A 24,611-nucleotide genomic window follows, 5' to 3' on the forward strand; every position below is an offset into this window, starting at 1 on the left:
AGGGATGCGGCTCGCGGCAATCATGAAAGGAGTTGACGTGGCGATTTCACTCCCGAGCGATCTGGTCATGGACGTCGTCCGCGCTGCGGACCCGACTGCCGTCCAAGAAGCGCAGGCCAAGCTGAAGGCGAACAAGGCGGCCTTTGCCGCGACCAGCCTTGCCGAAGTTGGCAAGGGTTTTGGTGCGGCCATGAAATTCATCGACACGCCCGGCACCGCGGCAGGTCTCGGCAATCCGGAGGCACCGAAGAAGGTCGCCGAAATGCCGGAGGAATACCGCAAGTTCGAAGCATCGGTTCTCTCGACATTCGTGAATTCCATGCTCCCGAAGGAGACCGAGGAAGTTTACGGCAAGGGCTCCGCCGGTGAGTTCTGGAAGGGCATGATGGCCGAGAAGATCGCCGACGAAATGTCGAAAAAGGGCGGTGTCGGCATTGCCGAGCAGATGTATTCGCAGGCGCTCGCCCGTGCGGAGCGCCAGGCCACGGTCAATCCGACCACCGATGAGACTGATCGCAGCCGCGCAATCAGCATGATCACCGACTTCGAGCGACAGGTTCTCGGCGTCGGAAAGAAGAGTGAGGCCTGACATGCATCAGACTGGGGCAGAAAACATGGAAGTTGTTTCGAATGATTATCGCATCAAGACCGTGCTTGGCCGGTTGGAGATGATAATCGACAACGAAAATCAGCGGATCGGCCGCGATCCGGAATTCGACCTGAAAGTGTCGAACGCGCACAAAAGCCGCTGCCTCTACGAATTGACCATGCTGTTCCGCGGCACCGATCCGAAACAGCTTGCCACCGGTCATATCGATCAGATGCACGGCTTGAAGGGCAAGCTGGCCCTCAATGCCCGCCGGGTCGAAGCGCATCTTCACGCCGTCCGCGCCGTCGCCGATCTTTTGAAGAACGCCGCGCGGGATGCCGATGACGACGGTACCTATACCCAGGAACAGTTCACCTACGGCGAGGCCTGATGGTCAAGCTCCTTCTCACTGGTCTATGGGTTTGCATCGTCACGCTTGGGGCGGTGTATTTCTCCGTGCAGATGTCCGCAGCACCTGCGCCGGTCGACGAAGAGGCCAGGCGGAAGGAGCTTCTCGAACTGGTGCGCGGGGAATCGATCACCATTCCGATGATCGCGGACGGTGCCATTACAGGTTATTTCCTGAGCCGCGTCTCGTTCATGATGGATAAGGAAAAGATCAAGAATACCAAGCTTCCGATCACCGAACTGACGACGGACCAGCTTTTCACGCTGCTGATCGGCAACCAGATGGTCGATCTCAGCAAGCCCGGCGCCTTCAACCTGGAAAAATTCCGCACCAGCATCAAGGACGACTTCAACAAGAAGCTCGGTGACGGGCTGGTGGCGGAGGTCCTGGTCGAACAGCTCGACTACCTCTCCAAGGAGGACATCCGCAACAACGCCTCGCGCGGCAACAAGAACCCGAACCCGGGCAAGAAGATCGTCGAGGGCGTGAAGATCGAAGATCCGAAAGCGTCGCCTGCGGCCGGCCACTGACGACCCTGCGGCGTAGTTCAGCGAATACCGGCCGGCCTGCTTGGCCGGCCTTTTTATTGCGGGAGCCTCGGAAATCTGGCGATGGCTCGCATTTTACCAATCGATTTAAAGGCGATTTCAGAGCGCGCTGTTAGACCTTGGGGACGAGTTGGTCTTGCCCATGGAAGTGCATCGATGAACGCATCCGGAGACTTCCTGGCATCCGCGTCAACCCGGACCCTGTTCGGCCAGCGTGTCTGCGATCTCGGATGGAATGCCGCGCTCGGCCTCGTGGAGAGCCTTATCGCGCTGCGCGGCAACCGTACCACGCTTGGTTTCCTGGACGGGCGGACGGCCTTGCGCCAGATGGTCGATCCTGCCTATCACAATCAGTTGGGCCGCAGGGTGCTTCTGCCGGGTGGCGGACGCGCTTTCGGCATCCTCGCCAGAGCGCGTCGTGAAAAACCCGCGCCGGTGCGCTTCTCGGCCAAGACCTTCGTGCCGGCCCTTTTGAGTTTTCTGGAAAAGGGCCACCGCATCGGCATAGCCGGCGAAGACAGCGGTCGCACCGAGGCGCTGCGCGAGCATTTTGCCCGTCACGCCCCTTGGCATGAGGTGACTGTGGTCGCGCTCGACCAGGATATTTCGCAGCGTTTCGACCTTATCCTTGTCGATGCGGCGAGCCTTGCCCAGGAACGGCGAATCGAACGCCGGCTTGCATCGGTTCGTACCGGGCTGGTGGTTATGACCGGGGCCGGGCTGTCCGGCTTCATCGAAGGCAGATCGGCGCGCATGCTGCCCACGGCGGTCGTATCGTCGCAGCTTCCGTCTTTCGCCTGACGAGTTAACCTTTTCTTTGCCATGAAATTTTAGACTGCCTTAATCAGAGGGCTGCCCGCGGGATGCCGGCGGTCTCAGATTAGCGTGGTCATCCCATGTATCAGTCGGTGAAAATCGAAGACGACCGAAATCCCGACCCGGCAGCGCTGCGCGCCGGCACCGGTTCCGTGTTCGCCGGATCGCGATCCGCCGCTCTCAAGGTTGTCGCCTTCACGGTGATCGGCGCTCTCCTGCCCCTGCTGTTCGTCGAGACGGTTCCGTATCAGTTCAGCGCCGAGACGCGGTTGAAGGTCGAAGCGGCGAGCGAAGGCACGATCAACACGGCTGCAGCCGCGCTTCGCTCCAAGGCCAACCTCGACAATGTCATACGCGCGCTCAACCTTGGTCGCGGCAGCGATTTTTCCGTCGATCGTCCGACGGTCGTCAGGATCGTCTCCGATATCGTCTCCGGTGAGGCGATGACCGTGTCCGAGGCCGAGAACCGGCTGCGCGAGCGACTTTCCCAGGCGATCACAACGAGTTACGATCGTCGCGCCGGGCAGCTTGCGATCTCCGTCACGGCGGGAGAGCCGGACGAGGCGGCCCGCATCGCCAACATGCTCGGCGACACATTCCACGACGAGATCGCCTTCTCCGGCGCAAGATCGTCCGGCCCGGGGGTGGATAAGCTGCGCCGGACACTCGAGCATGCGCAAGCCGCTCTTTCCGGCTTCATCGCCGAGACCGACGCGCAGAAGCTCGCCGAATTGCGCCGGACCGAGGGCGAGGGACAGCAGCTCGCGGCAGAGATAGACGAGGCGACGGCGCAGCTCGGCGAGCTGAAGCAGAAGGCGGCACAGGCGTCCGCCATGAAGCTCTCGGACGTGCTGAACAAGCCCCTGCCGGACAGTCTCGAATATACCGGCCTCGATTATCAGCGGCAGCGGCATGTCGAGGCAAAGCTTGCCGTTGACCAGCTTTCGAGCGATCTCGGCCCGCGTCATCCACGGCTTGCTGCGGCTCAGGCGGCGCTGGCGGATGTGAAAAACGACATTCAGGACGCGCTGAAACAGCTCGGAAGCTCGCTACGTCAGCAAGAGGCCGCCGCAGCCAAACATCTGGCTGAGCTCAAGGCGCGGCAGGCAAAGAAACCCGATGACAAGGAAATAGCCGACTCCGCAACAACGCTTGCGGCTCTCGAAGCTGCCGTGGACGAGGCGCGGCGGAATTACCTCGAAGCACTGCACGGCTCCGAAGCCAAGGCATCGACGGCCAAAGTGTCGGTCGTCGTTCCGGCCGTGGCGGCATCCGCAGCCGTGATGGGTCCCTCATCCGCCGAACTTTCCGGCGTAGGCGCCGTGATCGGGTTCTCCCTGGGCGTCGCGCTGGTCTTTCTGAGGCGCCGCATGCCGCAGTCGGCGATCTCCGCCGATGAGGTGGATCCGGCCGATGAGCCCGCGCTGATTGTCGATCGGGACCTGCTGGCGGAGCATCTGGACGAGCAGGATTTCTTCCCCGGGGAACCGGCCTACGATTGGCCGGCCGATGAGCCGGAGCCTTCCCGGCATCCGCGCCATCCGGCGCCGGCCAATGACAGTCCGCTTGCCGATCACATCCGCGAAATGCTGATGATCAATCGCCGTCCGGCCCCGCAGGCGGAGCTTCCTTCCCTGGTCGCCGCCGTCATGGCCGGCCGTCTTGCCGATGCGCCGTCCTATGGTGCACCTCGTCGCCCAGCTCCAGCCTTGGCCCCGTCGCCGGAAGAGGTCCGAAAGGCGGAGGAACTTCGCGAGCTTCGCCGCAACATGGCGGAGTTGCGCGAACGGGTTCAGGTCTATTCCGACCGCCGGAACGCCTCCCGAGGATAAGAAGCCTGCGACATCGAATCCGCTTGCATTTGCGGTCTGCGACCAGCATAGGGCGTTGGTGGGCAAATTGAGAACATGCTCAATGTATACATTGGTGGCGGTTTCAAGCGGGAGGTGCGCATGGCTGTGGTGATCGATGGTAAGGAGGCGGCAGCATCTGTAATCGCCGCGGTGACCGAGGCATCGGCTTTGCTCGAAAACGAAACCGGCGTGAAACCGGGCCTTGCGGTGGTCATCGTCGGTGACGATCCGGCCAGCCACGCCTATGTCAATTCCAAGAGCAAGATGGCCAAGCAGTGCGGTTTCAAATCGATCCAGCATAGCCTGCCCGAGGACACCAGCCAGGAAACGCTTGAAAAGCTGGTGGCCGAGCTCAACGCCGATCCGTCCATCCACGGCATCCTCGTGCAGCTTCCGCTGCCGAAGCACCTGAACGCCGAGCCGGTCATCCTGTCGGTCTCGCCTGAAAAGGACGTTGACGGCCTGCATGTCGTCAATGCCGGCAAGATCGCCACCGGCGACCTGGAGACCGGCCTCATTTCCTGCACTCCGGCCGGCGCCATGCTGCTGGTCAACCGTATACATGGCCGTGATCTTTCGGGTCTCAACGCCGTCGTCATCGGCCGTTCCAACCTGTTCGGCAAGCCGATGGGCCTGCTGCTTCTGGCAGCCAATGCGACCGTTACCATGGCGCATTCCAAGACGAAGGACCTCGCGTCCGTCTGCCGCAATGCCGATATCCTGGTCGCCGCCGTCGGCCGTCCGCAGATGGTCAAGGCCGATTGGGTAAAGCCCGGCGCGACCGTGATCGACGTCGGCATCAACCGCGTGGCCGCTCCCGACAAGGGCGAGGGTAAGACCCGGCTGGTCGGCGATGTGGCCTATGCGGGAGCCGCCGAAGTCGCCGGCGCCATCACGCCGGTTCCGGGCGGTGTCGGTCCGATGACCATCGCCATGCTGATGGCCAACACCGTGATCGCCGCCTATCGCAGGGCGGGCAAAACCGCACCCCGATTCTGAGCTTGCGGGAACGGATTTTTTTCATTTGTTCCAAGTCGCTTGCGGAGGGGTTGACTCCTTCGCGAGAGCGTTAAATCTCTCCCATGTTGTGAACTCCCGGCAAGGTAGCAAAAGTCGGGACAACGGGAGGACTATTTCATGAAGGTATCATTTTGGATCGGTACGGCGCTGGCAGCGCTCGTAGCCGGTGGCGCAGTCGCCCAGGAGCTGAAATTCGCGCCCGGCCAGGATTCGAAATTCAACTGGAAGAGCTACGAGGATTACAAGGCTGCCCACGCCGATCTCAAGGGACAGAGCCTGACGCTTTTCGGCCCCTGGCGCGGCGAAGATGAAGTGCTCTTCAACAGCGTTCTGGCCTATTTCAATGCAGCCACCGGCATCAACGGCCGTTATTCCTCTTCGGAAAACTACGAGCAGCAGATCGTCATCGACACGCAGGCCGGTTCGCCGCCGAACATCGCCATCATTCCGCAGCCCGGCCTTCTCGCCGATCTTGCCGCCAAGGGTTTCCTGACGCCACTCGGCCAGGAGAACTCCGACTGGGTCAAGACCAACTACGGCTCGGGCGAAGACTGGCTCCGTTATGGCACCTACAAGGGCAAGGATGGCAAGCAAGGCTATTTCGGCTTCCCGTTCAAGGCCGATTTCAAATCCATGGTCTGGTATGTGCCCGAGAATTTCGAGGAAGCGGGTTACAAGGTTCCGAAGACCATGGAGGACCTGATCAAGCTCAGCGACCAGATCGTCAAGGATGGTGGCGTTCCGTGGTGCATCGGTCTCGGCTCCGGCGGCGCGACGGGCTGGCCGGCGACCGACTGGGTCGAGGACATGATGCTGCGCACCCAGAAGCCGGATGTCTACGACAAGTGGGTGAGCAACGAGGTCAAGTTCAACGATCCGGCGGTTGTCGGTGCTATCGAGGAATTCGGCAAGTTCGCCAAGAATCCCAAATATGTCAGCGGCGGCGTTGCGGCCGTTTCCTCCACCGACTTCCGCGACAGTCCGAAGGGACTCTTCGGCATTCCGCCGAAATGCTACCTGCATCACCAGGCATCCTTCGTGCCGTCCTTCTTCCCCCCGGGTACGAAGCTCGGTACCGATGCCGACTTCTTCTACCTGCCCACCTATGCCTCTAAACCGGAGCTCGGAACGCCGGTCCTCGGCGCCGGCACGATGTTCGCCATCACCAAGGATTCGCCTGCCGCCAAGGCGTTCATCGAATTCCTGAAGACGCCGATCGCCCACGAGGTCTGGATGGCGCAGTCATCGTTCCTGACGCCCTTCAAGGGGGCCAATTCGAATGCCTATGCCAATGACGTAATGAAGAAGCAGGGCGAACTCCTGACCACCGCCACGACCTTCCGCTTCGACGCCTCCGACCTGATGCCGGGCAAGATCGGCGCCGGAGCGTTCTGGACCGGCATGGTCGATTATGTCGGCGGCAAGGATGCAAAGACGGTGGGGACCGAGATCCAGAAGGCATGGGACGGCTTGAAGTAAGCGCTAGACCCCTCCCGGCCTGCCGGCCACCCTCCCCACAAGGGGGAGGGAAACAAGCGGCAAAGTCTCCGTCTCAATCCAGCGGCGGTGCGGCAGGTTAAGTCCCTCCCCCTTGTGAGGAGGGGTTGGGGAGGGGTCTTGATCGACATGCTGACGGATCAGTTAAGCAATGAAAGGGGAGAGGGATGATATCGCAGATCGTTTCAGCCGTCGGCGTCGTGATCGCCGGCGTTTTCGTCTGTGCCTTGTATTACTGGCTCTCGGACAGGATCCTTCAAGTCGTCTTTCCCGTGCCGGTGGACAATGTCCGCGCCGCCTCCGTCAATCTCAACCGCCGCGCCATGGTGCGCCCCTGGCTGTTTCTCGGCCCGGCGCTGATCCTGCTGGTCGTCTATCTCGTCTACCCGGTGGTCGCGACCTTCATTCTGTCCTTCTACGACCGGTCGGGCGGCGATTTCGTCGGCCTTGCGAACTATCGCTGGGCCATCCAGGACGCGCAGTTCCGGCAGTCCATCTTCAACAACATCCTCTGGCTCGCGGTGGTTCCGGCGGCCTGCACCTTCTTCGGCCTCGTCATCGCCGTGCTGACCGACCGCATCTGGTGGGGCAATCTCGCCAAAAGCCTGATCTTCATGCCGATGGCGATTTCCTTCGTCGGCGCTTCGGTGATCTGGAAGTTCATCTACGAGTATCGCGGCGGCAGCGAAACGCAGATCGGCCTCCTCAACGCCATCGTGCAGGCCATTGGCGGGGCGCCGCAGGTGTGGATCTCGCTGCCCTTCTGGAACAACTTTTTCCTCATGGCGATCCTCGTCTGGATCCAGACGGGCTTTGCCATGGTCATCCTGTCGGCGGCCCTTCGCGGCATTCCCGAGGAGACGATCGAGGCGGCGGTGATCGACGGCGCCAATGGCTGGCAGATCTTCTGGAAGATCATGGTGCCGCAGATCTGGGGCACCATCGCCGTCGTCTGGACGACGATCACCATTCTCGTGCTCAAGGTCTTCGATATCGTGCTGACCATGACCAACGGCCAGTGGAACACCATGGTTCTCGCAAACCTGATGTTCGACTGGATGTTCCGCGGGGGGGGCGACAGCGGCCGAAGTGCGGTCATCGCGCTGGTCATCATGGCAGCCGTCACCCCGATCATGATCTGGAACATTCGCCAGGCGAACAAGGAAATGGGAGGCCATTGAGATGAGCGCAGTTGCAAGCCTCCGCCGCATCGGCCTTCCGCGCCTCGTCGTCCATCTCTCCGTCCTCGTCATCTGCATCATCTGGCTCATCCCGACGCTCGGCATCCTCGTCACCTCCTTTCGCGACGCGGGCCAGATCAGCGCATCGGGTTGGTGGACGGCCTTTACGGGCGCCGCCGAGACAAGCGCCGCCCGCCTCGGCGAGCCTTCGACCGCCAAGCAGGACGGCGCGAACTACGTCATTTCGGGTTCGGTCTTCGAAGGAGGGAAGGGCGGGACGGTGCGCGCCTTCGGTACCCGCGTCGCCGCTCCAACAGAATTTACAGTGGGACAGGCCGCCGATATCGGCGACGGCGAGACGCTGACCATCAACGAAGACGGCAGTTATACCTATTCCAAGAATGCGCCGTTCGAGAGCGGGCGTGGCAAGCGCGTTTATCTCTCCGTCGCGACGCCGCCATCCTTCACCACCGAAAACTACCGCACGGTACTGACCTCCCAGGGGATCGGCCAGTCCTTCGTCAACTCGCTGACGGTCGCGGTTCCGGCAACGATCATTCCCATCCTGATCGCCGCCTTTGCAGCCTATGCCCTGTCGTGGATGGAGTTTCCCGGCCGCGCCCTGATCATCGCCATGGTCGTCGGGCTGATCGTCGTGCCCTTGCAGATGTCGCTCATTCCGCTTCTGAAGATGTACAATGAGATCGGCAATTTCTTCGGCGTGCCGTCGCGCAGTTATGCGGGCATCTGGCTCGCCCATTCCGCCTTCGGCATGCCGCTCGCGATCTATCTTCTGCGCAATTACATAGCCGGGCTGCCGCGGGAAATCATCGAATCCGCCCGCGTCGACGGCGCCAGCGATTTCGAGATCTTCGTCAAGATCATCCTTCCGCTGTCATTCCCTGCGCTCGCATCCTTCTCTATCTTCCAGTTCCTCTGGACATGGAACGACCTTCTCGTCGCCATGGTCTTCCTCGGAACCGGCAAGGATCAGCTGGTCCTCACCGGCGCTTTGAACGCACTTCTAGGCTCCATGGGCGGAAAGTGGGAAATCCTCACGGCTTCGGCCTTCATAACAATCGTCGTCCCGATTATCGTCTTTTTCGCCCTGCAACGGTATTTGGTTCGCGGCCTGCTCGCCGGCTCCGTCAAGGGCGGCTGACCAACATCGAACGACAATAGGATATTGAATGAGCATTTCCGCAGAAGCTCCCGCAGCACCGGACAAGGACTGGTGGCGTGGGGCGGTCATTTATCAGATTTACCCGCGCTCCTTCCAGGACTCCAACGGCGACGGCATTGGCGATCTGAAGGGGATCACCGCCCGTCTGCCGCATGTCGCGGCCCTCGGCGCGGACGCCATCTGGATCTCGCCATTCTTTCCGTCGCCGATGCGGGATTTCGGCTACGACGTTTCGAACTACACGGATGTCGATCCGATGTTCGGCTCGCTGTCGGACTTCGACGGGCTGATTTCCGAGGCGCACCGGCTCGGCATCAAGGTGATGATCGACCTCGTCATGTCGCACAGTTCCGACCAGCATGCCTGGTTCATCGAGAGCCGGTCGAGCCGCTTCAATCCCAAGGCCGACTGGTATGTCTGGGCTGATGCCAAGCCGGACGGCACGCCGCCCAACAACTGGCTGTCGATCTTCGGCGGGTCGGCCTGGCACTGGGATCCGACGCGCATGCAGTACTACATGCACAACTTCCTGACCTCGCAGCCGGACCTCAACCTGCACAATGCGGAAGTCCAGGATGCGCTGCTCGACATGACCCGCTTCTGGCTGAAGCGCGGCGTCGACGGTTTCCGCCTCGACACGATCAACTTCTATTTCCACGACAAGGAACTGCGCGACAACCCGGCGCTTGATCCCTCGCGCCGCAACGCCTCGACCGCGCCGGCCGTGAACCCCTATAATTTCCAGGAGCATGTCTACGACAAGAACCGGCCGGAGAACCTGGAATTCCTGAGGCGCTTCCGCGCCGTGCTCGACGAGTTCCCGGCGATCGCCGCCGTCGGCGAAGTGGGCGACAGCCAGCGTGGCCTCGAAATCGTCGGCGAATACACATCCGGCAACGACAAGATGCAGATGTGCTACGCGTTCGAATTCCTGGCGCCCGATCCGCTGACGCCGGCGCGGGTCTCCGAGGTGCAGAAAGCGTTCTCTATCGCCGCACCGGACGGATGGGCCTGCTGGGCCTTCTCGAACCACGACGTGGTCCGCCATGTCAGCCGCTGGGGCCACGACGTTCTCGACCGCGACGGTTACGCCAAGATGGCGTCGGCCATCCTGATGAGCCAGCGCGGGTCGGTCTGCATCTATCAGGGCGAGGAACTCGGATTGACCGAGGCCGACATCGCCTATGCCGACCTGCAGGATCCCTATGGCATCCAGTTCTGGCCGGAATTCAAGGGCCGCGACGGCTGCCGCACCCCGATGGTCTGGGACAGCCAGGCGCTGCAGGCTGGCTTTTCAACGGCGGAGAAAACCTGGCTGCCGATCCCGGTCGAGCACCAGCTTCGGGCAGTCGGCGCTCAGTACGGCGATCCTGCCTCGGTTCTGGAGCAGTACCGTCGCTTCCTCGCCTTCCGCAAGCAACACCCGGCCTTTGCCAAGGGCGATATCGAGTTCCTGGCCGAGGACGGCACCGTGCTCGGCTACAAGCGGCAATACGGCAACGAGACGGTGCTTTGCCTGTTCAACATGAGCGCGTCGGAAACGGCAGCCGACCTGCCGGCCGGCGATTGGGAAGTACTGACCGGCCACGGTTTCGAAAGCGGGCTTGAAGGCAGGCGTGTCGAACTACCGGCCTGGGGGGCGTTCTTCGCCCATCACGCATAACGAGAGAAGGGGAGGAAAACATGGCTGGTGTCGTTCTGAAGGATATCCGCAAGGCCTACGGCCAGGTGAAGGTGCTGCACGGCATCGACCTGGAAATCAGCCAGGGCGAATTCGTGGTGTTTGTCGGGCCGTCCGGCTGCGGCAAGTCCACGCTGCTGCGGATGATCTCCGGCCTCGAAAGCATCACCGGCGGCGAGATGTATATCGACGGCCAGCTGGTCAACGAGGTGCCGCCCTCGCGGCGCGGCATCGCCATGGTCTTCCAGTCCTACGCGCTTTACCCGCATATGACGGTCTACGACAACATGGCCTTCGGCATGCGGATTGCCAAGGAAAGCCGTGACGAAATCGACCGCCGGGTGCGTGCGGCGGCCGATATCCTCCAGCTCACCCCCTATCTCGATCGTCTGCCGAAGGCGCTGTCCGGCGGCCAGCGCCAGCGCGTCGCCATCGGCCGCGCCATCTGCCGCGATCCGAAAGTCTTCCTGTTCGATGAACCGCTTTCCAACCTTGACGCAGCACTGCGAGTCGCCACCCGCATCGAAATCGCCAGGCTGAAGGATTCGATGCCGGACACGACGATGGTCTATGTGACCCACGACCAGGTGGAGGCGATGACGCTCGCCGACCGTATCGTAGTGCTTTCGGCGGGCCGTATCGAACAGGTCGGTGCGCCGCTCGAACTCTACGAGCGGCCGCAGAACCTCTTTGTCGCCCGCTTCATCGGCTCGCCTGCGATGAACATCATCCCGGCCACGGTTGCGGAAACCGGCGAGATGACCACGGTTGCGCTGAAGGGCGGAAAATCGGTGCATATGCCGGTGCCGACAGCGGCTTCGGAAAAGGGCAGGACTGCCAGTTTCGGGGTGCGGCCGGAAGATTTGTCGATTGCCTCAGGCGAGGACTACCTGTTCGAAGGCCAGATCGGGATCATCGAGGCGCTCGGCGAGGTGACGCTGCTCTATATCGAGGGGCTGGCTGATCAAGAGCCGATCATCGCCAAGATTCCCGGCATTCTGCAGGTGAGGAAAGGCGATAAAATGCGCTTTTCAGCAGAGCCCAAGAAACTGCACCTTTTCGACGCAGAAGGTAAAGCCTATCGTATCTAGGGGTAACGATCTGTTTACTGTGATTTTGCGATATGCAATTGGAGTTGTTCTGATTTGGGACTTCAAAACCCTCTGTTAAATTTCACCGGCTAGGCTTCACTCTGTAAAGCAATGGAGGGAAGTCGTGAGCGCGACTCCAAGCAACAAAAATCACTTTTTGAACAAGGAAGAGTCTTTCATGTACGACCGGGAAGCCCGGTTCAAAATGGAAGACACGATGAATGCCGCGCGTATCGAATATACGGAAAACGGCGTGATGAACATGGCGCAGCGTCGCTGCGACGTCATCCGTATCTCGATGAGCGGCGCCATTCTCGGCATCCTGACGCAGTATAATCTGCCGAAGCAGTTTTATCTCGATATTCCCGACGCGCGCATTTCCAAGGTCGGCTGCCTGTTGATGCGCACCAACGCCAACAACACGATCGAAGTGCGCTTCCTCTCGCTGCTCAAGCAGAAGGAACTGGACCGCATCTTCATATTCTCGACCCATCCGAACCATCGCGACCGGACGCTGGATATCCGCTCCTGGTAACCCGGTTCATGACCTGAAATGGAAACGGCGGCTCCACGGCCGCTGTTTTCGTTTCTGCCGGCAACCAGCCCGTTTACGCAAACACGCTGGCGCCCATGTCCGCGGTGCCGACATGGCGGCGGAAGGGGGCGAAGAGTTCGCGCCCCATGCCGAACTCGTTCTCGGAAAGATCGACGACGACGGCCACGCGGGCTCCAAATTCCGCAGCGTCCACCAGCACTTCCAGCGTGCCGGCGACCGCGTCGAGGCGAATGATGTCGCCGTCCTTGATCCTGGCGATCGGCCCGCCGTCCGAGGCTTCCGGGGTGATGTGGATCGCCGCCGGCACCTTGCCGGAGGCGCCGGACATGCGTCCGTCAGTGACCAGCGCCACCTTGAAGCCGCGGTCCTGGAGAACGCCGAGCGGCGGGGTGAGGCGGTGCAGCTCCGGCATGCCGTTCGCCTTCGGTCCCTGGAAGCGCACGACCGCGACGAAATCCCTGTTGAGTTCGCCGCGCTTGAACGCGTCCTGCAGTGCCTGCTGGTCGTGGAAGACGATGGCCGGCGCCTCGATGATGTGACGTTCCGGCTTGACGGCTGAAATTTTGATGACCGCCTTGCCGAGGTTTCCCTTGAGCATCTTCAGGCCGCCATTCGATTGGAACGGCGTCTCGATCGGCGCGAGAACCTTGGGATCGCCACTCTGGTCGGGGATCGCCTCGCGGGTGACCTGACCATTGGCATCCAGCTTTGCCTCGACCGTATAGGCTTCCAGCCCATGGCCGAAGACAGTGCGCACGTCGTCATGCACCATGCCGGTTTTCAGGAGCTGCTTGATCAGGAAACCCATCCCGCCGGCGGCATGGAAGTGGTTCACGTCGGCAAGCCCGTTCGGATAGACGCGGGCAAGCAGCGGCACGATATCGGAAAGTTCGGAAATATCCTGCCAGGTGAGCAGGATGCCGGCGGCGCGCGCCATTGCGACGAGGTGCAGCGTATGGTTGGTCGAGCCGCCGGTCGCATGCAGGCCGACGACGCCGTTGACGATCGAGCGCTCGTCGATCATCTCGCCGGCCGGCGTGAACTCGTTGCCGAGGGCGGTGATGGCGAGCGCCCGCTTGGCGGCTTCGCGGGTCAGTGCTTCACGCAGCGGCGTGCCCGGATTGACGAAGGAGGCGCCGGGCATGTGAAACCCCATGATCTCCATCAGCATCTGGTTGGAATTGGCGGTGCCGTAGAAGGTGCAGGTGCCGGGGCCGTGATAGGACTTCGATTCCGCTTCGAGCAGTTCGGCGCGGCCGACCTTGCCTTCCGCATAAAGCTGGCGGATGCGCGACTTCTCGTCGTTCGGCAGGCCCGTTGTCATCGGGCCGGCGGGGATGAAGACCGATGGCAGATGGCCGAAGCTCAGCGCCGCGATGACGAGCCCCGGGACGATCTTGTCGCAGATGCCGAGGAAGACGGCTGCATCGAACATGTTGTGCGACAGGCCGATACCGGCCGCCATGGCGATCGCGTCGCGCGAGAAGAGCGACAGTTCCATGCCCGGCTGGCCCTGGGTGACGCCGTCGCACATGGCCGGCACGCCACCGGCGACCTGGGCGATGCCGCCGGCTTCCCGTGCGGCCTCGCGGATGATCGGCGGAAAGGTCTCGTAGGGCTGGTGGGCCGAGAGCATGTCGTTATAGGCGGTGATGATGCCGAGGTTCGGGACGACGTCTCCGGCGAGCGCCTCCTTCTCGGCGGGGGAACAGACCGCAAAGCCGTGGGCGAGATTACCGCAGGAGAGCGTCGATCTGTGCGGCCCCCGCGAGGCCGCCCGCCGCAGGCGGTCGAGATAGGCTTCGCGGTGCGGCTTCGAGCGTTCGACGATACGGGCGGTGATTGCCTCGATGCTGGAATGAGCGGCCATGGTCTTGTCCTCTTGTGCGCAACCCCGGCTCGGGAGGGGCAGGACCTTCGGAAAGGCCCTAAGCCACCGGGATTGCTCGTGTTGAAAAGTCGGCGCTTTAAGGCGCCCAGAAAATCTGCAGCGGCGACGAGGCTCGGTTAAGCACGGCGCGGATCGGCATGTCCGTCTCGTCGGAACCGGCCTTTGCCGCTTCGAGCACGTCCTTCTTGCTCTGGCCCTCGATATGCAGCGCCAGGAAACGAGCATCCGCAAGGCTGGCAAACGAGAAGGTCAGCCGCTCTTCGCCGGCCCCTTCCGCCTGCATGGTCAGAACGCCGCGGGGGCCGGAAAGGTCGAGCGCTCGGGCAAGATTGTTCCCATGCGGGAAGAATGACGCCGTATGGCCGTCTCCGCCCATGCCGAGGACCGCCACGTCGAACGGATTGCCGATGCCGGCTGTCTTTTCGGTCGCGATGACGGCTGCTTCATCGATCGACGGCGCCTCGTAGTAGAGAGGTATGAACCTGGCGACGGACGCCTTGTCCTTCAGAAGATGCGTCGACACCAGGAGATGGTTGGAACGCGGGCTGTCAGCCGGCACGAACCGTTCGTCGACCAGCGTCACGGTTACCTTGCCCCAGTCTATGTCACGGGTCGCCAGTGCCTCGAAGAACTTCTTCGGGGTGGAGCCGCCCGAGACCGCGATCGAGGCGGTGCCCCGGTCGCGGATCGCCGCTTCAAGGTGTGCCGCGACCTCGTCCGCCAGACTGGCGGCGAGGGCGGCGGCATCGGCAAATTCATGCATGCTTGCGGTCATGACCCTCAACCTTCATGCCATGTCCGGCCGTCGCGCTCGATGAGAGCGATCGCCTGGCTCGGACCCCAGGTGCCGGCGGTATAACCCTGCACCTGCTGGCCGGCCGCTTCCCAGCCTTTCAGGATCGGATCGACCCAGTGCCATGCGGCTTCCACTTCGTCGCGACGCATGAACAGCGTCTGGTTGGAGCGGATCGTATCGGTGAGCAGGCGCTCATAAGCGTCCGGGTTGCGCACCGAGAAGGCTTCCGCGAAGCTCATGTCGAGCGAGACGTTGCGCAGCCGCATGCCGCCCGGGCCTGGGTCCTTGATCATCAGCGACTGCTTGACGCCTTCATCCGGCTGCAGGCGGATGATCAGCTGGTTGGCCGAAATGCGGCCGGCCGCGGCATCGAAGATATTGTGCGGGATCGGCTTGAAGGTAATGACGATCTCGGACATGCGGGCTGCGAGCCGCTTGCCGGTGCGGATGTAGAAGGGAACGCCGGCCCAGCGCCAGTTGCCGATCTCCGCCTTGATGGCGACGAAGGTCTCGGTATTGGAAACACCGCCTTCGAGTTCGTCGAGATAGCCCTTGACGGGGCCGCCCGCGGATGCGCCGGCGCGGTACTGGCCGCGCACCGTCATCTGCTCGACATTGGCCTCGGTGATCGGCTTCAGGGCGCGCAGCACCTTGAGCTTTTCGTCACGCACCGATTCCGAATTCATGGAGGAGGGCACTTCCATCGCGACGAGGCAAAGGAGCTGCAGGATGTGGTTCTGCACCATGTCGCGCAGTGCGCCGGCCGTATCGTAGTAACCGGCGCGGCCTTCGAGGCCCACCGCTTCGGCGACCGTGATCTGCACGTGGTCGATATGGTCGGCGTTCCACAGCGGCTCATAGAGCGCGTTGGCAAAGCGCAGCGCCATCAGGTTCTGCACCGTCTCCTTGCCGAGATAGTGGTCGATGCGGAAGATCTGGTCTTCGTGGAAGGCCTTGCCGATCATGTCGTTGAGCTGCAGCGCCGAGGCGAGGTCGCGGCCGATCGGCTTTTCGACGACGATGCGGGTCGATTTGGTGATCAGCTTGTGGTCGCGGATCTTTTCGGAGATGGGGCCGAAAATACCCGGGGCGACGGCGAGGTAGAAGACGCGGATGCGCTCCTTGCCGTCGTCGAGCAGCTTCTTGAGTTCCGCCCAACCCCCTTCGGCCTTGGCATCGACCGAGATGTAATAGATCCGCTGGAGGAATTTCTGGACTTCCGCCTCGTCGTATTCGCCCTTTTTCAGATGCTCCTTCAGGGCATCCTGGGCGAACTTGCGATAATCCTCATGCGAAAGCGCGCTGCGCGAGGCGCCGATGATGCGGGTTGGCTCGGTGAACTGGCCCTCGATCTGCCGGTGGTAGAGGGCCGGGAGGAGCTTGCGTTCCGCAAGGTCGCCGGTACCGCCGAAGACGACACAATCAAAGGGTTCAACTGGGATGATCTGGCTGCTCATCGCTGTTCTTTCGTCCTGCATGGTTGGGTGCATACTTATTCTAATCGATTTAAAAACGCTAGCCCGAATTGGCTTTTCAAGTGTGTTACGGACCTTGCTTTGTCAGAGCCTGTCGCGCAGCGCAAACCACGTGAGGGCAAGGAAAAGCAGTGGGGTCCGCATGCGGGGCCCGCCCGGGAAGGCGGGAATTTTGAGTGCGGCGAGGTGGTCGAGATCCGTCGCCTTGCCGCCGACCATATCAGCATAAAGTTTGCCACAATAGTTTGACAGCATCACTCCGTGGCCGGAATAACCGCCGATCGACGTGACCCCGGGCATGACGTCGCGCACGAAAGGCTGGCGCGGCATGGTAATGCCGACATTTCCACCCCAGGCATGAGTGATTTCAACGTCTTTCAGCGCCGGATAGGTCTCGACGATCTGCCTGCGGATGGCGTTTGCCGTGTCTGCCGGGTTGCTTGAGGTATAGACCTCGCGGCCGCCGAACAGCAGCCGGTTGTCCCGGCTCTTGCGGAAATAGCGCACCACGAACCGCGAATCAGCAACGGCCTCGCCACCGGGGAGGACACCGGGAAAATCGTCGATCGGCGCGGTCGCGGCGATGAAGGAGCCGATCGGCATGATATGCGCTGATGTAACCGGTTCGAGATTGCCGATATAGGCATTGGTGGCGATCAGAACCCGGTCGGCGGTCAGGGTGCCTTTGGGCGTCTTGACCAGGATCTTCCCGCCCGGACCGTTCCTGGTCTTCTCGATCGCCGTAGCCGGCGTCATCTCGAAAATCGCCGCGCCGGCCGCCTGCGCCACGCGGGCAAGCCCGACCAGCAGCTTCAGCGGATGGATATGGCCGGTGCCGGTATCGCGCACGCCGCAATAATAGTCTTTCGTGCCGAGCCGCTCGGCGGTCTCCCGGCCGTCCATGAACGAGAGATGCGGATAGCCGTAGCGCTCCGCCGCGATCTCGGCGGTCGCCTGGTATTCCCTCTCGTGGCCCCGTTTGTGGGAGACATTGATCTGCCCCCGCATGTAGTCCATGTCGATGCCGTGGGCCTCGGCAAAGTCGAGGAGGTACCGCTTGGCATCCTCGGCCATGTCGAACAGCGCCTTGGAGCGCTCGTAGCCGACTTCCTTTTCGAGATCTTCCGGCCACCAGCGCTGCCCGGTGCCCATCTGTCCGCCATTCCGGCCGGACGCCCCGTCGCCGAACCGGCTGGCCTCGATCAGAGCGACCGAAATGCCGGCCTTTGCCAGATTGTAGGCCGCCTGCAGCCCGGTATAACCGCCGCCGATGACCGCCACATCGACCATCTTCGACCCGTCGAGCGCCGGATAGGCCGGCCGCTCACCGACGGTTGCCTGATACCAGGAAATCCCCGGCGCGATCGGGCTCTGCCACGTATCCAAGAGGCCAACCCTCACACGTTGAGAAGCAGGAATTCCCGCTCCCAGGGGCTGATCACCTGCATGAAGGTCTCGAACTCGCCGCGCTTGACGCCGGCATAGAGGCCGATGAACTCCGGGCTGAAGACGCCAGCGAGCGCCGGATCGGATTCGAGCAGCGACACGGCTTCGAGCAGGCCGCGCGGCAGTTCGATCGATCCTTCGTTAGCGGTATCCTCGGTCGGCGGGCCCGGCTCGATGGCGTTCATGATGCCGAGCAGGCCGCAGCCGAGCGAGGCCGCGAGCGCGAGATAGGGATTGGCGTCCGAGCTCGGCAGGCGGTTTTCGACGCGGCGGGCATTTGCATCCGAAACCGGTACACGGAAGGCGGTCGTCCGGTTGTCATAACCCCAGGCATTGTTGACCGGCGCGGACATGTCCGGCGTCAGGCGGCGGTAGGAGTTCACATAGGGCGCCATCATCGCGAGCGTCTTCGGCACATAGGTCTGCATGCCGCCGATGAAGTAAAAAAATTCCTTCGAGGCGGAGCCGTCCGGATTCGAGAAGACGTTCTTGCCGGTCTTGATATCGACGACCGACTGATGGATGTGCATCGCCGAACCCGCCTGGCCCTGCATCGGCTTGGCCATGAACGTGGCGTAGATGCCATGCTTCAGGGCTGCTTCGCGAATCGTGCGCTTGAACATGAAAACCTGGTCGGCGAGTTCGATCGGGTCGCCATGGCGCAGGTTGATCTCGAGCTGCGCCGGCCCCTCCTCGTGGATCAACGTATCGATCTCGAGGCCCTGCTTTTCCGAGAAATGGTAGATGTCGTCGATCAGCTCGTCGAATTCGTTGATGCCGGCGATCGAATAGCCCTGGCCGCCGAGGATGGACCGGCCCGATCGGCCTTTCGGCGGGTGAAGCGGATAGTCCGGATCGTCGTTCTTGGCGACGAGGTAGAATTCGATTTCCGGCGCCACGACCGGCTTCCAGCCCCGCTCCTCATAGAGCTTGAGGATGTTCTTCAGCACGTTGCGCGGCGTATAGGGGACCGCCTTGCCCTCGGTATCGACGATGTCGCAGATCACCTGCGCGGTCGGGTCGGTCTCCCAGGGCACCACCGCCAGGGTCGAAAGATCCGGCACCAGCTTCAGGTCGCTGTCGCGCGGCTCATAGCGGAACGTGCCGGTCTCTTCCGGGTATTCGCCGGAAATCGTGTGCCGGTAGAGGGCGGAAGGCAGCGCCAGCGAGGTGTTCGAGGTGAACTTCGAGGACGGCATCATCTTGCCGCGCGGCACGCCGGCCAGATCGGGCGTGATGCACTCGATGTCTTCGATCCCGCGTGCCCGAAGCCAGGCGGCGGCCTCCCGCCAGTCCGCCACCCCTCTGAGCGAGGTGAGCGTCGGCTGGGCAGTTGCGGCCTTCGCCACGGTGCCGGTTGCGAGGGCGGGGGCGGTTTTTTTGCGCGGCATGACACATCGGGGTGGGGTTGATCGGATGTTCCATCATAACCACGGATTGGCGAATGGCGAGAGGGAGACGCCATTGACTTTGAGTTGCCGATCGAAAACAGCAGATATCGAAACAAGGAGAATGCGGTGACGCGGAAATTCGACGTGGTGGTTCTGGGCGCCGGCGGGGCGGGCATGATGTGCGCCATCCGGGCCGGCGGGCGCGGCCGTTCGGTGCTCGTCCTCGACCACGCCAAGGCGCCGGGCGAGAAGATCCGCATTTCCGGCGGCGGCCGCTGCAATTTCACCAATATCCATGCAACGGCGAAAAACTATCTCTCCGCCAATCCGCATTTCGCCAAGTCGGCGCTCGCCCGCTACACCCCGCGCGATTTTGTCGACATGGTCGAACGCCACGGCATCGCCTGGCACGAAAAGACGCTCGGCCAGCTCTTCTGCGACGACAGCGCCAAGGACATCATCCGCATGCTGCTGTCGGAGATGAAGGCGGCGAACGTTACGCTCGAACTGCAAAAACAGATTGCCTCGATCGAAAAGACGCCCGAGGGTTTCCGCATCGGCACTTCAGATGGACCGGTGGAGGCCGGATCCCTGGTTGTCGCGACCGGCGGTAAGTCGATCCCCAAGATGGGCGCCACCGGCCTCGCCTACGACATTGCCAAACAATTCGGCCTGAAGATCGTCGAGACGCGGCCGGCGCTCGTGCCGCTGACGCTCGATCCGAACCTGCTCGAAAAGCTCTCACCGCTCTCCGGCATCGCGGTGCCGGCCGAAGTCCGCCACGGCAGGACCACTTTTCGCGAGGCGCTGCTCTTTACGCATAGAGGCTTGAGCGGCCCGTCGGTCCTGCAGATCTCGTCCTACTGGCGGGAAGGCGACGACGTGACGCTCTCCATCGAGCCCGACCTGGATATCGCAGCGATCCTGAAGGCCGCCCGCAAGGCCAACGGTCGCCATGCGGCGCAGACAGTGCTGGCGGAGGTGTTGCCCAAACGGCTTGCTCAGTTCTTCGTCGAAAACCGCGGCCTGACGGGGCATCTCGCCGATCTTCCCGACAAGGCTATCGAGGGCCTGGCTGCCTCCATCCAGACCTGGGTCATCCGGCCCGCCGGCTCGGAAGGTTACCGCACGGCCGAGGTGACACTCGGCGGCATCGACACCTCCGAGCTGGATTCGAAGACCATGCGGGCAAAGTCGGTGCCCGGGCTTTATTTCATCGGCGAATGCGTTGACGTGACCGGTTGGCTCGGCGGTTATAATTTCCAATGGGCCTGGGCTTCGGGCCATGTTTGTGGGGAAGCATTGTAGTATGGGTTGATTCAGCACTTGTTAATATGGGCACGCCATCCTGCCTTAATGCCAGCCAAATCCTGTGGTTTAAGGCGGGCATGCGCTTCCTGCCGGTGGCGGCTGGAGCGCCAGAGCAACCGCCTTGGAGTGCCCGTTTCCATGCAGAGACCCAGCCGTGCCCGCGCAATAGCAATCGCCAAGGTTCAGGATAACCAGAAGCTCATTTGCCTCCGTTTTCTCGCGATCGCCATCGGAGCAACGGCAGCCCTCCTCGCGCTTCCGACGTTGTTTTTCTAAGAGCACCCGCTCTTCGATCTCACCGTGCGCCTGAACGGCGGCGGTCTCAAGCCACGCTCGCGGAGCGCTGGCCTATTGTTCCGCGCATTCCCGATCTCAGGTTTGCGTCAGCTCCGCACATCGATGGCCCCCTTTAATTCACTAGATTCAAATTTAGCAAATTTTCACTTCCGCCGCTGATACTGGGTCAGTTCATAGTTTTGCGGGGAAGCTGGCCGTCATGATCAAAATCCTGCCGTCATCCGTGGTGTCGCGGATCGTTCTCCTTTGCCTCTTCATGATCTTCGTTGCGGTGATAGCGGTAGGTGGCCTCACCTATACCTACCTGCGCGGCGATATCATGGATACGGCCAGGAACGATGCTCGCAAGGCAATACGCACCATGAGCCTGCTCTACGATCTGGAATTGGATGGCGCCAAAACCGAGATCCGTGACGGCACGGTCATCCGTGTCAGCCAGGCCGAGAGCGCGGTGAAAGATCACGACATGGTCGATCGCACGGCAGCCGCCATCGGCGGCGTCGCGACCTTGTTCGAAAAGAAGGGCAGTGACTATGTCCGGATATCGACCAATGTGAAGACGGAAAAGGGCGAACGGGCGGTCGGCACCAAGCTTGCCGCGGAACACCCGGCGCAGCCGTTCCTGGCGCGCGGGGAAGCTTATTTCGGGCCTGCTGTCCTGTTCGGCAAGGATTTCATGACGGGGTATTTCCCCATCACCAACGCCTCGAACGGCGTCACCGGCCTGCTTTTCATCGGCATTCCGATGGAAGTCTATTTCGCCCATATCGCCACCTTGGGCTATATCCTCATCGGCACGTCGCTTGGCGCTCTTCTCGTTGTCGGCATCGCAAGCCTGTTCGCGCTTCGAGTCTTGCTCCGGCCGCTCGGCGTGCTGACCGGCGTCGTGCATAGGCTTGCCCAGGGCAATGACGCTACCGAAATACCCTATGCCGAACGCCGCAACGAGTTCGGCAACATCGCTCGCGCCCTGGAAGTCTTCCGGGAAGCGGCGCGCGAGAAACAGCGGATGGAAAGCCGCAGCGCCGAGGATCGCGCCGAAGCGGAGGCCGAGCGCCGCCGCAACGACGCCGAAAAACAGCTTGTCGACCGTCAGATCGACACTGCCGTCAGCGAATTGGGTACGGCTTTGGCCCGCCTGGCTCAGGGCGACCTGTCGAGCACAATCGAGACACAGTACTCGGGCCGGCTGGAACAGCTCCGCACCGACTTCAACGGCTCCATCGTCCGGCTGCGCGACACGCTTTCCCACATCCGCGAAAGCACGCTTTCCATCCAGAAAAGCAGTGCCGACCTCAGCCATTCCTCGACCGAACTTTCGCGGCGCACCGAAACCCAGGCGGCTTCTCTCGAGGAGACGGCCGCCGCGGTCGATGAGATCACCGCAACGGTTCGTTCCTCGGCCGAGCGAGCCCGCGAGGCCGACCGGGCGGTCGCGATCACCAAGAAGAGTGCCGACAGCTCCGGTACGGTGGTGAGCAACGCGGTTGCCGCCATGGGACGTATCGAGGAGGCTTCCGGCAAGATCGAGCTGATCATCGAGGTCATCGACGACATCGCCTTCCAGACCAACCTTCTGGCGCTCAACGCCGGCATCGAGGCAGCCCGGGCCGGTGAGGCCGGCAAGGGGTTTGCGGTCGTCGCGCAGGAAGTTCGCGAACTGGCGCAGCGTTCTGCCGGCGCCGCCAAGGAGATCAAGGACCTGATTACCCAGTCGAGCCAGGAAGTGAGCTCCGGTGCCGGCCTTGTGCAGCAGGCGGGCGAAGTGCTGGCATCGATCAGCCAGCAGATCACCGGCGTCAGCCAGCATGTGGAAATGATCGCGACAGCCAGCCAGGATCAATCGGCGGCGCTGCAGGACATCAACAATTCCGTCAACCGCATGGACCAGATGACCCAGCAGAATGGCGCGATGGTCGGCGAGACGACGGAAGCGAGCCGGCGCCTTGCAAGCGAAGCGGAGGCCCTGCTTGAACTGGTGGAGCAGTTCCGCATCGATGCGAATAGCCGCTCGGGTTATTCTCGCGCGGCATAATATCCGGCGATGTCAAAGTGATGGTGAGCCCGGCACCCCGGGAAATCGGGTGCCACACTGCTTAGGCACCGTCCGGTATTGTTGCCTGAGACAGGAGCAGTCGGAGCCTTGGCCTTCGCCTGCTCCACCGGATAGACCGGGCCCGATCCCTTGGGCGGCAGCGATGCCGCCCGTTGTCGTTTTACGTTTGTCCATCAACCGCTGCAGGCTGACGAACCAGCGCGGATAGGGTTGGGCGTAACGTTCGTAGAAATCGTTCTCCGCTGCGATATCGCGACGAACGGGATTTGTTCGGAAGAAGTACGAAAAGGCGGCTGCGACGATGTTCTCATACATCGGAATTCCTCCGTTTGTGGAAATCGTCTCCTCTATTAAACCTCCAAAACTGCTTCTTGTACCGCCAGATTCCCGCTATGTCTTTCACCCATGAAAAATGTCAATTGGGACGCCTATGAACTTTTCATGCAGGTCGCCCGCCTCGGCGGGCTATCCGGTGCTGCCGGCACGACCGGATTGAGCCCCGCGACGATCGGCCGGCGGATGCTCGATCTGGAAGAGGCCGTCGGGCGTCCGTTGTTTTTACGCAGCCGTACCGGTTATCAGCTGACCGCCGATGGGTCTGCCTTGTTTGCCCAGATCCTGGAGATGGAAGGCGCCGCCCGGCGCATCGAGAGCTGGAAACGGGAGGGGGCCGGTTCGACGCTGGTGCGGGTCGCCTGTGGCACCTGGCTTGCCTGGATGTTCACCCGCAATCTCTCGCTTATCCGCACGGAGCGCGATGATTTCCGCCTCGATTTCTATGTCGCCGAACGGCGGGCGAGCCTGATGCACCGGGAAAGCGACATCGGCATCCGCGCCTTCGAGCCGGAGGAGCCGAACCTTGCTGCGACCAGGCTCGGCGAGGTCGCCTATGCGGCCTATCGTGCCCGCAAAGCCCACCCCTCGGTTGCCGACCGCTGGCTTGCTGTCTCGGAGGAGGACGCGATTTCCGCCTATCTGCGTTGGCCGCATCAGGAGCGGGCGGCGCAGGTGGCGGTCACCGTCAACCGTCCGCGCTCGCTGCGCGACTTGGCGCTGGGCGGGGCCGGAACCGCTGTCCTGCCCTGTTTCGTGGGCGACCAGGACATGCGGCTGGAGCGGGTCGGCGGTGAGATCGAAAGTCTCCGGCACGCCCAGTGGATCGTCATGAACAATGACGATCGCCACCGCCGGGACATCCGCGCGGTGGTCGATCGGATGGTGAAGTTCGTCCGGGCTCACGGCCCGCTCTTCGCGGGCCGCCAGCCCTAGACGTGTCTTCCGGTCACTGCACCCGATTGGTGACGATGACCGGGATCATCAGGTCGCCCCAGTGGCCGTCGCCGCCATGGTGGCGGGCGGAGCGGACGAGTTCCACCGAGACCCCGGCCTCGACCGCCTTCATGATTGCATGGTTGAGGCGATGCAGGTCGTTGGCAAGCGTACGGATTGCCGCCTGCTGGTCGGGTGTCATCGCGGTCGACTGTTCTTCGGCGCGTTCCTTGACGTGGGTCTGGATGTTCATGT

General features: G+C 62.2%; 22 protein-coding genes. 15 read left to right on the forward strand and 7 right to left on the reverse strand.

Annotated features, from left to right (window positions below):
• Positions 1-37: 37 nt before the first annotated feature.
• The 12 genes from ACSQ8R_RS01080 (at position 38) to ACSQ8R_RS01135 (ending at position 12,403) form a co-directional block, all read left to right on the forward strand.
• Positions 38-589, forward strand: a complete 552-nt coding sequence (locus tag ACSQ8R_RS01080) for a rod-binding protein (protein WP_436251680.1) — start codon at positions 38-40, stop codon at positions 587-589.
• Between the two features lie 25 nt (positions 590-614).
• Positions 615-980: a hypothetical protein gene (locus tag ACSQ8R_RS01085; protein WP_113129854.1), complete on the forward strand. Its 366-nt coding sequence runs from the start codon at positions 615-617 to the stop codon at positions 978-980.
• Complete coding sequence (locus ACSQ8R_RS01090) at positions 980-1,528, forward strand: hypothetical protein (protein ID WP_436251681.1); 549 nt, start codon at positions 980-982, stop codon at positions 1,526-1,528. Before ACSQ8R_RS01085 ends, ACSQ8R_RS01090 begins: the two co-directional genes overlap by 1 nt.
• 174 nt (positions 1,529-1,702) lie before the next feature.
• Positions 1,703-2,347: a hypothetical protein gene (locus tag ACSQ8R_RS01095; protein ID WP_436251682.1), complete on the forward strand. Its 645-nt coding sequence runs from the start codon at positions 1,703-1,705 to the stop codon at positions 2,345-2,347.
• A gap of 107 nt (positions 2,348-2,454) precedes the next feature.
• Positions 2,455-4,194, forward strand: coding sequence for a hypothetical protein (locus ACSQ8R_RS01100; protein ID WP_436251683.1), 1,740 nt, complete (start codon positions 2,455-2,457; stop codon positions 4,192-4,194).
• 120 nt (positions 4,195-4,314) lie between these two features.
• Positions 4,315-5,214, forward strand: coding sequence for a bifunctional methylenetetrahydrofolate dehydrogenase/methenyltetrahydrofolate cyclohydrolase FolD (gene folD / locus ACSQ8R_RS01105; protein WP_436251684.1), 900 nt, complete (start codon positions 4,315-4,317; stop codon positions 5,212-5,214).
• Between the two features lie 138 nt (positions 5,215-5,352).
• Positions 5,353-6,714, forward strand: coding sequence for an ABC transporter substrate-binding protein (locus ACSQ8R_RS01110; RefSeq protein ID WP_436251685.1), 1,362 nt, complete (start codon positions 5,353-5,355; stop codon positions 6,712-6,714).
• A 185-nt stretch (positions 6,715-6,899) separates the two neighbouring features.
• Complete coding sequence (locus tag ACSQ8R_RS01115) at positions 6,900-7,913, forward strand: carbohydrate ABC transporter permease (RefSeq protein WP_436251686.1); 1,014 nt, start codon at positions 6,900-6,902, stop codon at positions 7,911-7,913.
• Position 7,914: 1 nt separating this feature from the next.
• Positions 7,915-9,075, forward strand: a complete 1,161-nt coding sequence (locus ACSQ8R_RS01120; RefSeq protein WP_436251687.1) for a carbohydrate ABC transporter permease — start codon at positions 7,915-7,917, stop codon at positions 9,073-9,075.
• 28 nt (positions 9,076-9,103) lie between these two features.
• On the forward strand, positions 9,104-10,759 hold the full coding sequence (gene bglA / locus ACSQ8R_RS01125) for a beta-galactosidase BglA (RefSeq protein ID WP_436251688.1): 1,656 nt from the start codon (positions 9,104-9,106) through the stop codon (positions 10,757-10,759).
• A 20-nt stretch (positions 10,760-10,779) separates the two neighbouring features.
• Positions 10,780-11,868 (forward strand): ABC transporter ATP-binding protein, encoded by a 1,089-nt coding sequence (locus ACSQ8R_RS01130; protein ID WP_436251689.1) that lies wholly within the window; start codon positions 10,780-10,782, stop codon positions 11,866-11,868.
• Positions 11,869-12,046: 178 nt separating this feature from the next.
• Complete coding sequence (locus ACSQ8R_RS01135; RefSeq protein ID WP_046603271.1) at positions 12,047-12,403, forward strand: hypothetical protein; 357 nt, start codon at positions 12,047-12,049, stop codon at positions 12,401-12,403.
• A 73-nt stretch (positions 12,404-12,476) separates the two neighbouring features.
• Here ACSQ8R_RS01135 and edd read toward each other — a convergent pair whose 3' ends face one another.
• The 5 genes from edd to ACSQ8R_RS01160 all read right to left on the reverse strand — a co-directional run bounded on the left by edd (position 12,477) and on the right by ACSQ8R_RS01160 (position 19,423).
• Positions 12,477-14,294, reverse strand: coding sequence for a phosphogluconate dehydratase (edd, locus tag ACSQ8R_RS01140; RefSeq protein WP_436251690.1), 1,818 nt, complete (start codon positions 14,292-14,294; stop codon positions 12,477-12,479).
• Between the two features lie 97 nt (positions 14,295-14,391).
• A complete protein-coding gene (gene pgl / locus ACSQ8R_RS01145; RefSeq protein ID WP_436251691.1) occupies positions 14,392-15,090 on the reverse strand; it encodes a 6-phosphogluconolactonase in 699 nt (232 codons plus the stop codon).
• A 5-nt stretch (positions 15,091-15,095) separates the two neighbouring features.
• Positions 15,096-16,568 carry a glucose-6-phosphate dehydrogenase gene (zwf, locus tag ACSQ8R_RS01150; protein WP_436251692.1) on the reverse strand — a complete coding sequence of 491 codons (1,473 nt, stop codon included), beginning with the start codon at positions 16,566-16,568 and terminating at the stop codon, positions 15,096-15,098.
• Positions 16,569-16,670: 102 nt separating this feature from the next.
• On the reverse strand, positions 16,671-17,972 hold the full coding sequence (locus ACSQ8R_RS01155) for an NAD(P)/FAD-dependent oxidoreductase (protein WP_436251693.1): 1,302 nt from the start codon (positions 17,970-17,972) through the stop codon (positions 16,671-16,673).
• Between the two features lie 11 nt (positions 17,973-17,983).
• The gene (locus ACSQ8R_RS01160) at positions 17,984-19,423 is read right to left on the reverse strand and encodes a glutamine synthetase family protein (protein WP_436251694.1); all 1,440 of its coding nucleotides are present in this window, start codon (positions 19,421-19,423) and stop codon (positions 17,984-17,986) included.
• Positions 19,424-19,549: 126 nt separating this feature from the next.
• Here ACSQ8R_RS01160 and ACSQ8R_RS01165 point away from each other — a divergent pair, with 126 nt between their 5' ends.
• Both ACSQ8R_RS01165 and ACSQ8R_RS01170 read left to right on the forward strand, forming a co-directional pair.
• Positions 19,550-20,731, forward strand: a complete 1,182-nt coding sequence (locus tag ACSQ8R_RS01165; protein WP_436251695.1) for an NAD(P)/FAD-dependent oxidoreductase — start codon at positions 19,550-19,552, stop codon at positions 20,729-20,731.
• 499 nt (positions 20,732-21,230) lie between these two features.
• The gene (locus tag ACSQ8R_RS01170; RefSeq protein WP_436251696.1) at positions 21,231-23,066 is read left to right on the forward strand and encodes a methyl-accepting chemotaxis protein; all 1,836 of its coding nucleotides are present in this window, start codon (positions 21,231-21,233) and stop codon (positions 23,064-23,066) included.
• 12 nt (positions 23,067-23,078) lie between these two features.
• Here the strand turns inward: ACSQ8R_RS01170 and ACSQ8R_RS01175 are convergent, their stop codons facing one another.
• Positions 23,079-23,402 carry a hypothetical protein gene (locus tag ACSQ8R_RS01175; RefSeq protein WP_436251697.1) on the reverse strand — a complete coding sequence of 108 codons (324 nt, stop codon included), beginning with the start codon at positions 23,400-23,402 and terminating at the stop codon, positions 23,079-23,081.
• Between the two features lie 90 nt (positions 23,403-23,492).
• On the opposite strand from ACSQ8R_RS01175, the gene ACSQ8R_RS01180 reads away from it, so the two are divergent.
• A complete protein-coding gene (locus ACSQ8R_RS01180; protein WP_436251698.1) occupies positions 23,493-24,356 on the forward strand; it encodes a LysR family transcriptional regulator in 864 nt (287 codons plus the stop codon).
• A 13-nt stretch (positions 24,357-24,369) separates the two neighbouring features.
• Here the strand turns inward: ACSQ8R_RS01180 and ACSQ8R_RS01185 are convergent, their stop codons facing one another.
• Positions 24,370-24,609: an SMc00767 family acetate metabolism repressor gene (locus ACSQ8R_RS01185; RefSeq protein WP_038583760.1), complete on the reverse strand. Its 240-nt coding sequence runs from the start codon at positions 24,607-24,609 to the stop codon at positions 24,370-24,372.
• Between the last annotated feature and the right edge of the window lie 2 nt (positions 24,610-24,611).

The sequence above is a fragment of the Neorhizobium sp. LjRoot104 genome (assembly GCF_964253725.1).
Taxonomy (GTDB): domain Bacteria; phylum Pseudomonadota; class Alphaproteobacteria; order Rhizobiales; family Rhizobiaceae; genus Neorhizobium.

Coding starts and splice junctions, on each gene's coding strand:
- ACSQ8R_RS01175 (WP_436251697.1), bottom strand. CDS start 23,402: ATGTATGAGAACATCGTCGCAGCCGCCTTTTCGTACTTCTTCCGAACA.
- ACSQ8R_RS01085 (WP_113129854.1), top strand. CDS start 615: ATGGAAGTTGTTTCGAATGATTATCGCATCAAGACCGTGCTTGGCCGG.
- zwf (WP_436251692.1), bottom strand. CDS start 16,568: ATGAGCAGCCAGATCATCCCAGTTGAACCCTTTGATTGTGTCGTCTTC.
- edd (WP_436251690.1), bottom strand. CDS start 14,294: ATGGCCGCTCATTCCAGCATCGAGGCAATCACCGCCCGTATCGTCGAA.
- ACSQ8R_RS01185 (WP_038583760.1), bottom strand. CDS start 24,609: ATGAACATCCAGACCCACGTCAAGGAACGCGCCGAAGAACAGTCGACC.
- ACSQ8R_RS01110 (WP_436251685.1), top strand. CDS start 5,353: ATGAAGGTATCATTTTGGATCGGTACGGCGCTGGCAGCGCTCGTAGCC.
- ACSQ8R_RS01120 (WP_436251687.1), top strand. CDS start 7,915: ATGAGCGCAGTTGCAAGCCTCCGCCGCATCGGCCTTCCGCGCCTCGTC.
- ACSQ8R_RS01115 (WP_436251686.1), top strand. CDS start 6,900: ATGATATCGCAGATCGTTTCAGCCGTCGGCGTCGTGATCGCCGGCGTT.
- bglA (WP_436251688.1), top strand. CDS start 9,104: ATGAGCATTTCCGCAGAAGCTCCCGCAGCACCGGACAAGGACTGGTGG.
- ACSQ8R_RS01095 (WP_436251682.1), top strand. CDS start 1,703: ATGAACGCATCCGGAGACTTCCTGGCATCCGCGTCAACCCGGACCCTG.
- ACSQ8R_RS01130 (WP_436251689.1), top strand. CDS start 10,780: ATGGCTGGTGTCGTTCTGAAGGATATCCGCAAGGCCTACGGCCAGGTG.
- ACSQ8R_RS01090 (WP_436251681.1), top strand. CDS start 980: ATGGTCAAGCTCCTTCTCACTGGTCTATGGGTTTGCATCGTCACGCTT.
- ACSQ8R_RS01160 (WP_436251694.1), bottom strand. CDS start 19,423: ATGCCGCGCAAAAAAACCGCCCCCGCCCTCGCAACCGGCACCGTGGCG.
- ACSQ8R_RS01170 (WP_436251696.1), top strand. CDS start 21,231: ATGATCAAAATCCTGCCGTCATCCGTGGTGTCGCGGATCGTTCTCCTT.
- pgl (WP_436251691.1), bottom strand. CDS start 15,090: ATGACCGCAAGCATGCATGAATTTGCCGATGCCGCCGCCCTCGCCGCC.
- ACSQ8R_RS01180 (WP_436251698.1), top strand. CDS start 23,493: ATGAAAAATGTCAATTGGGACGCCTATGAACTTTTCATGCAGGTCGCC.
- ACSQ8R_RS01135 (WP_046603271.1), top strand. CDS start 12,047: ATGTACGACCGGGAAGCCCGGTTCAAAATGGAAGACACGATGAATGCC.
- folD (WP_436251684.1), top strand. CDS start 4,315: ATGGCTGTGGTGATCGATGGTAAGGAGGCGGCAGCATCTGTAATCGCC.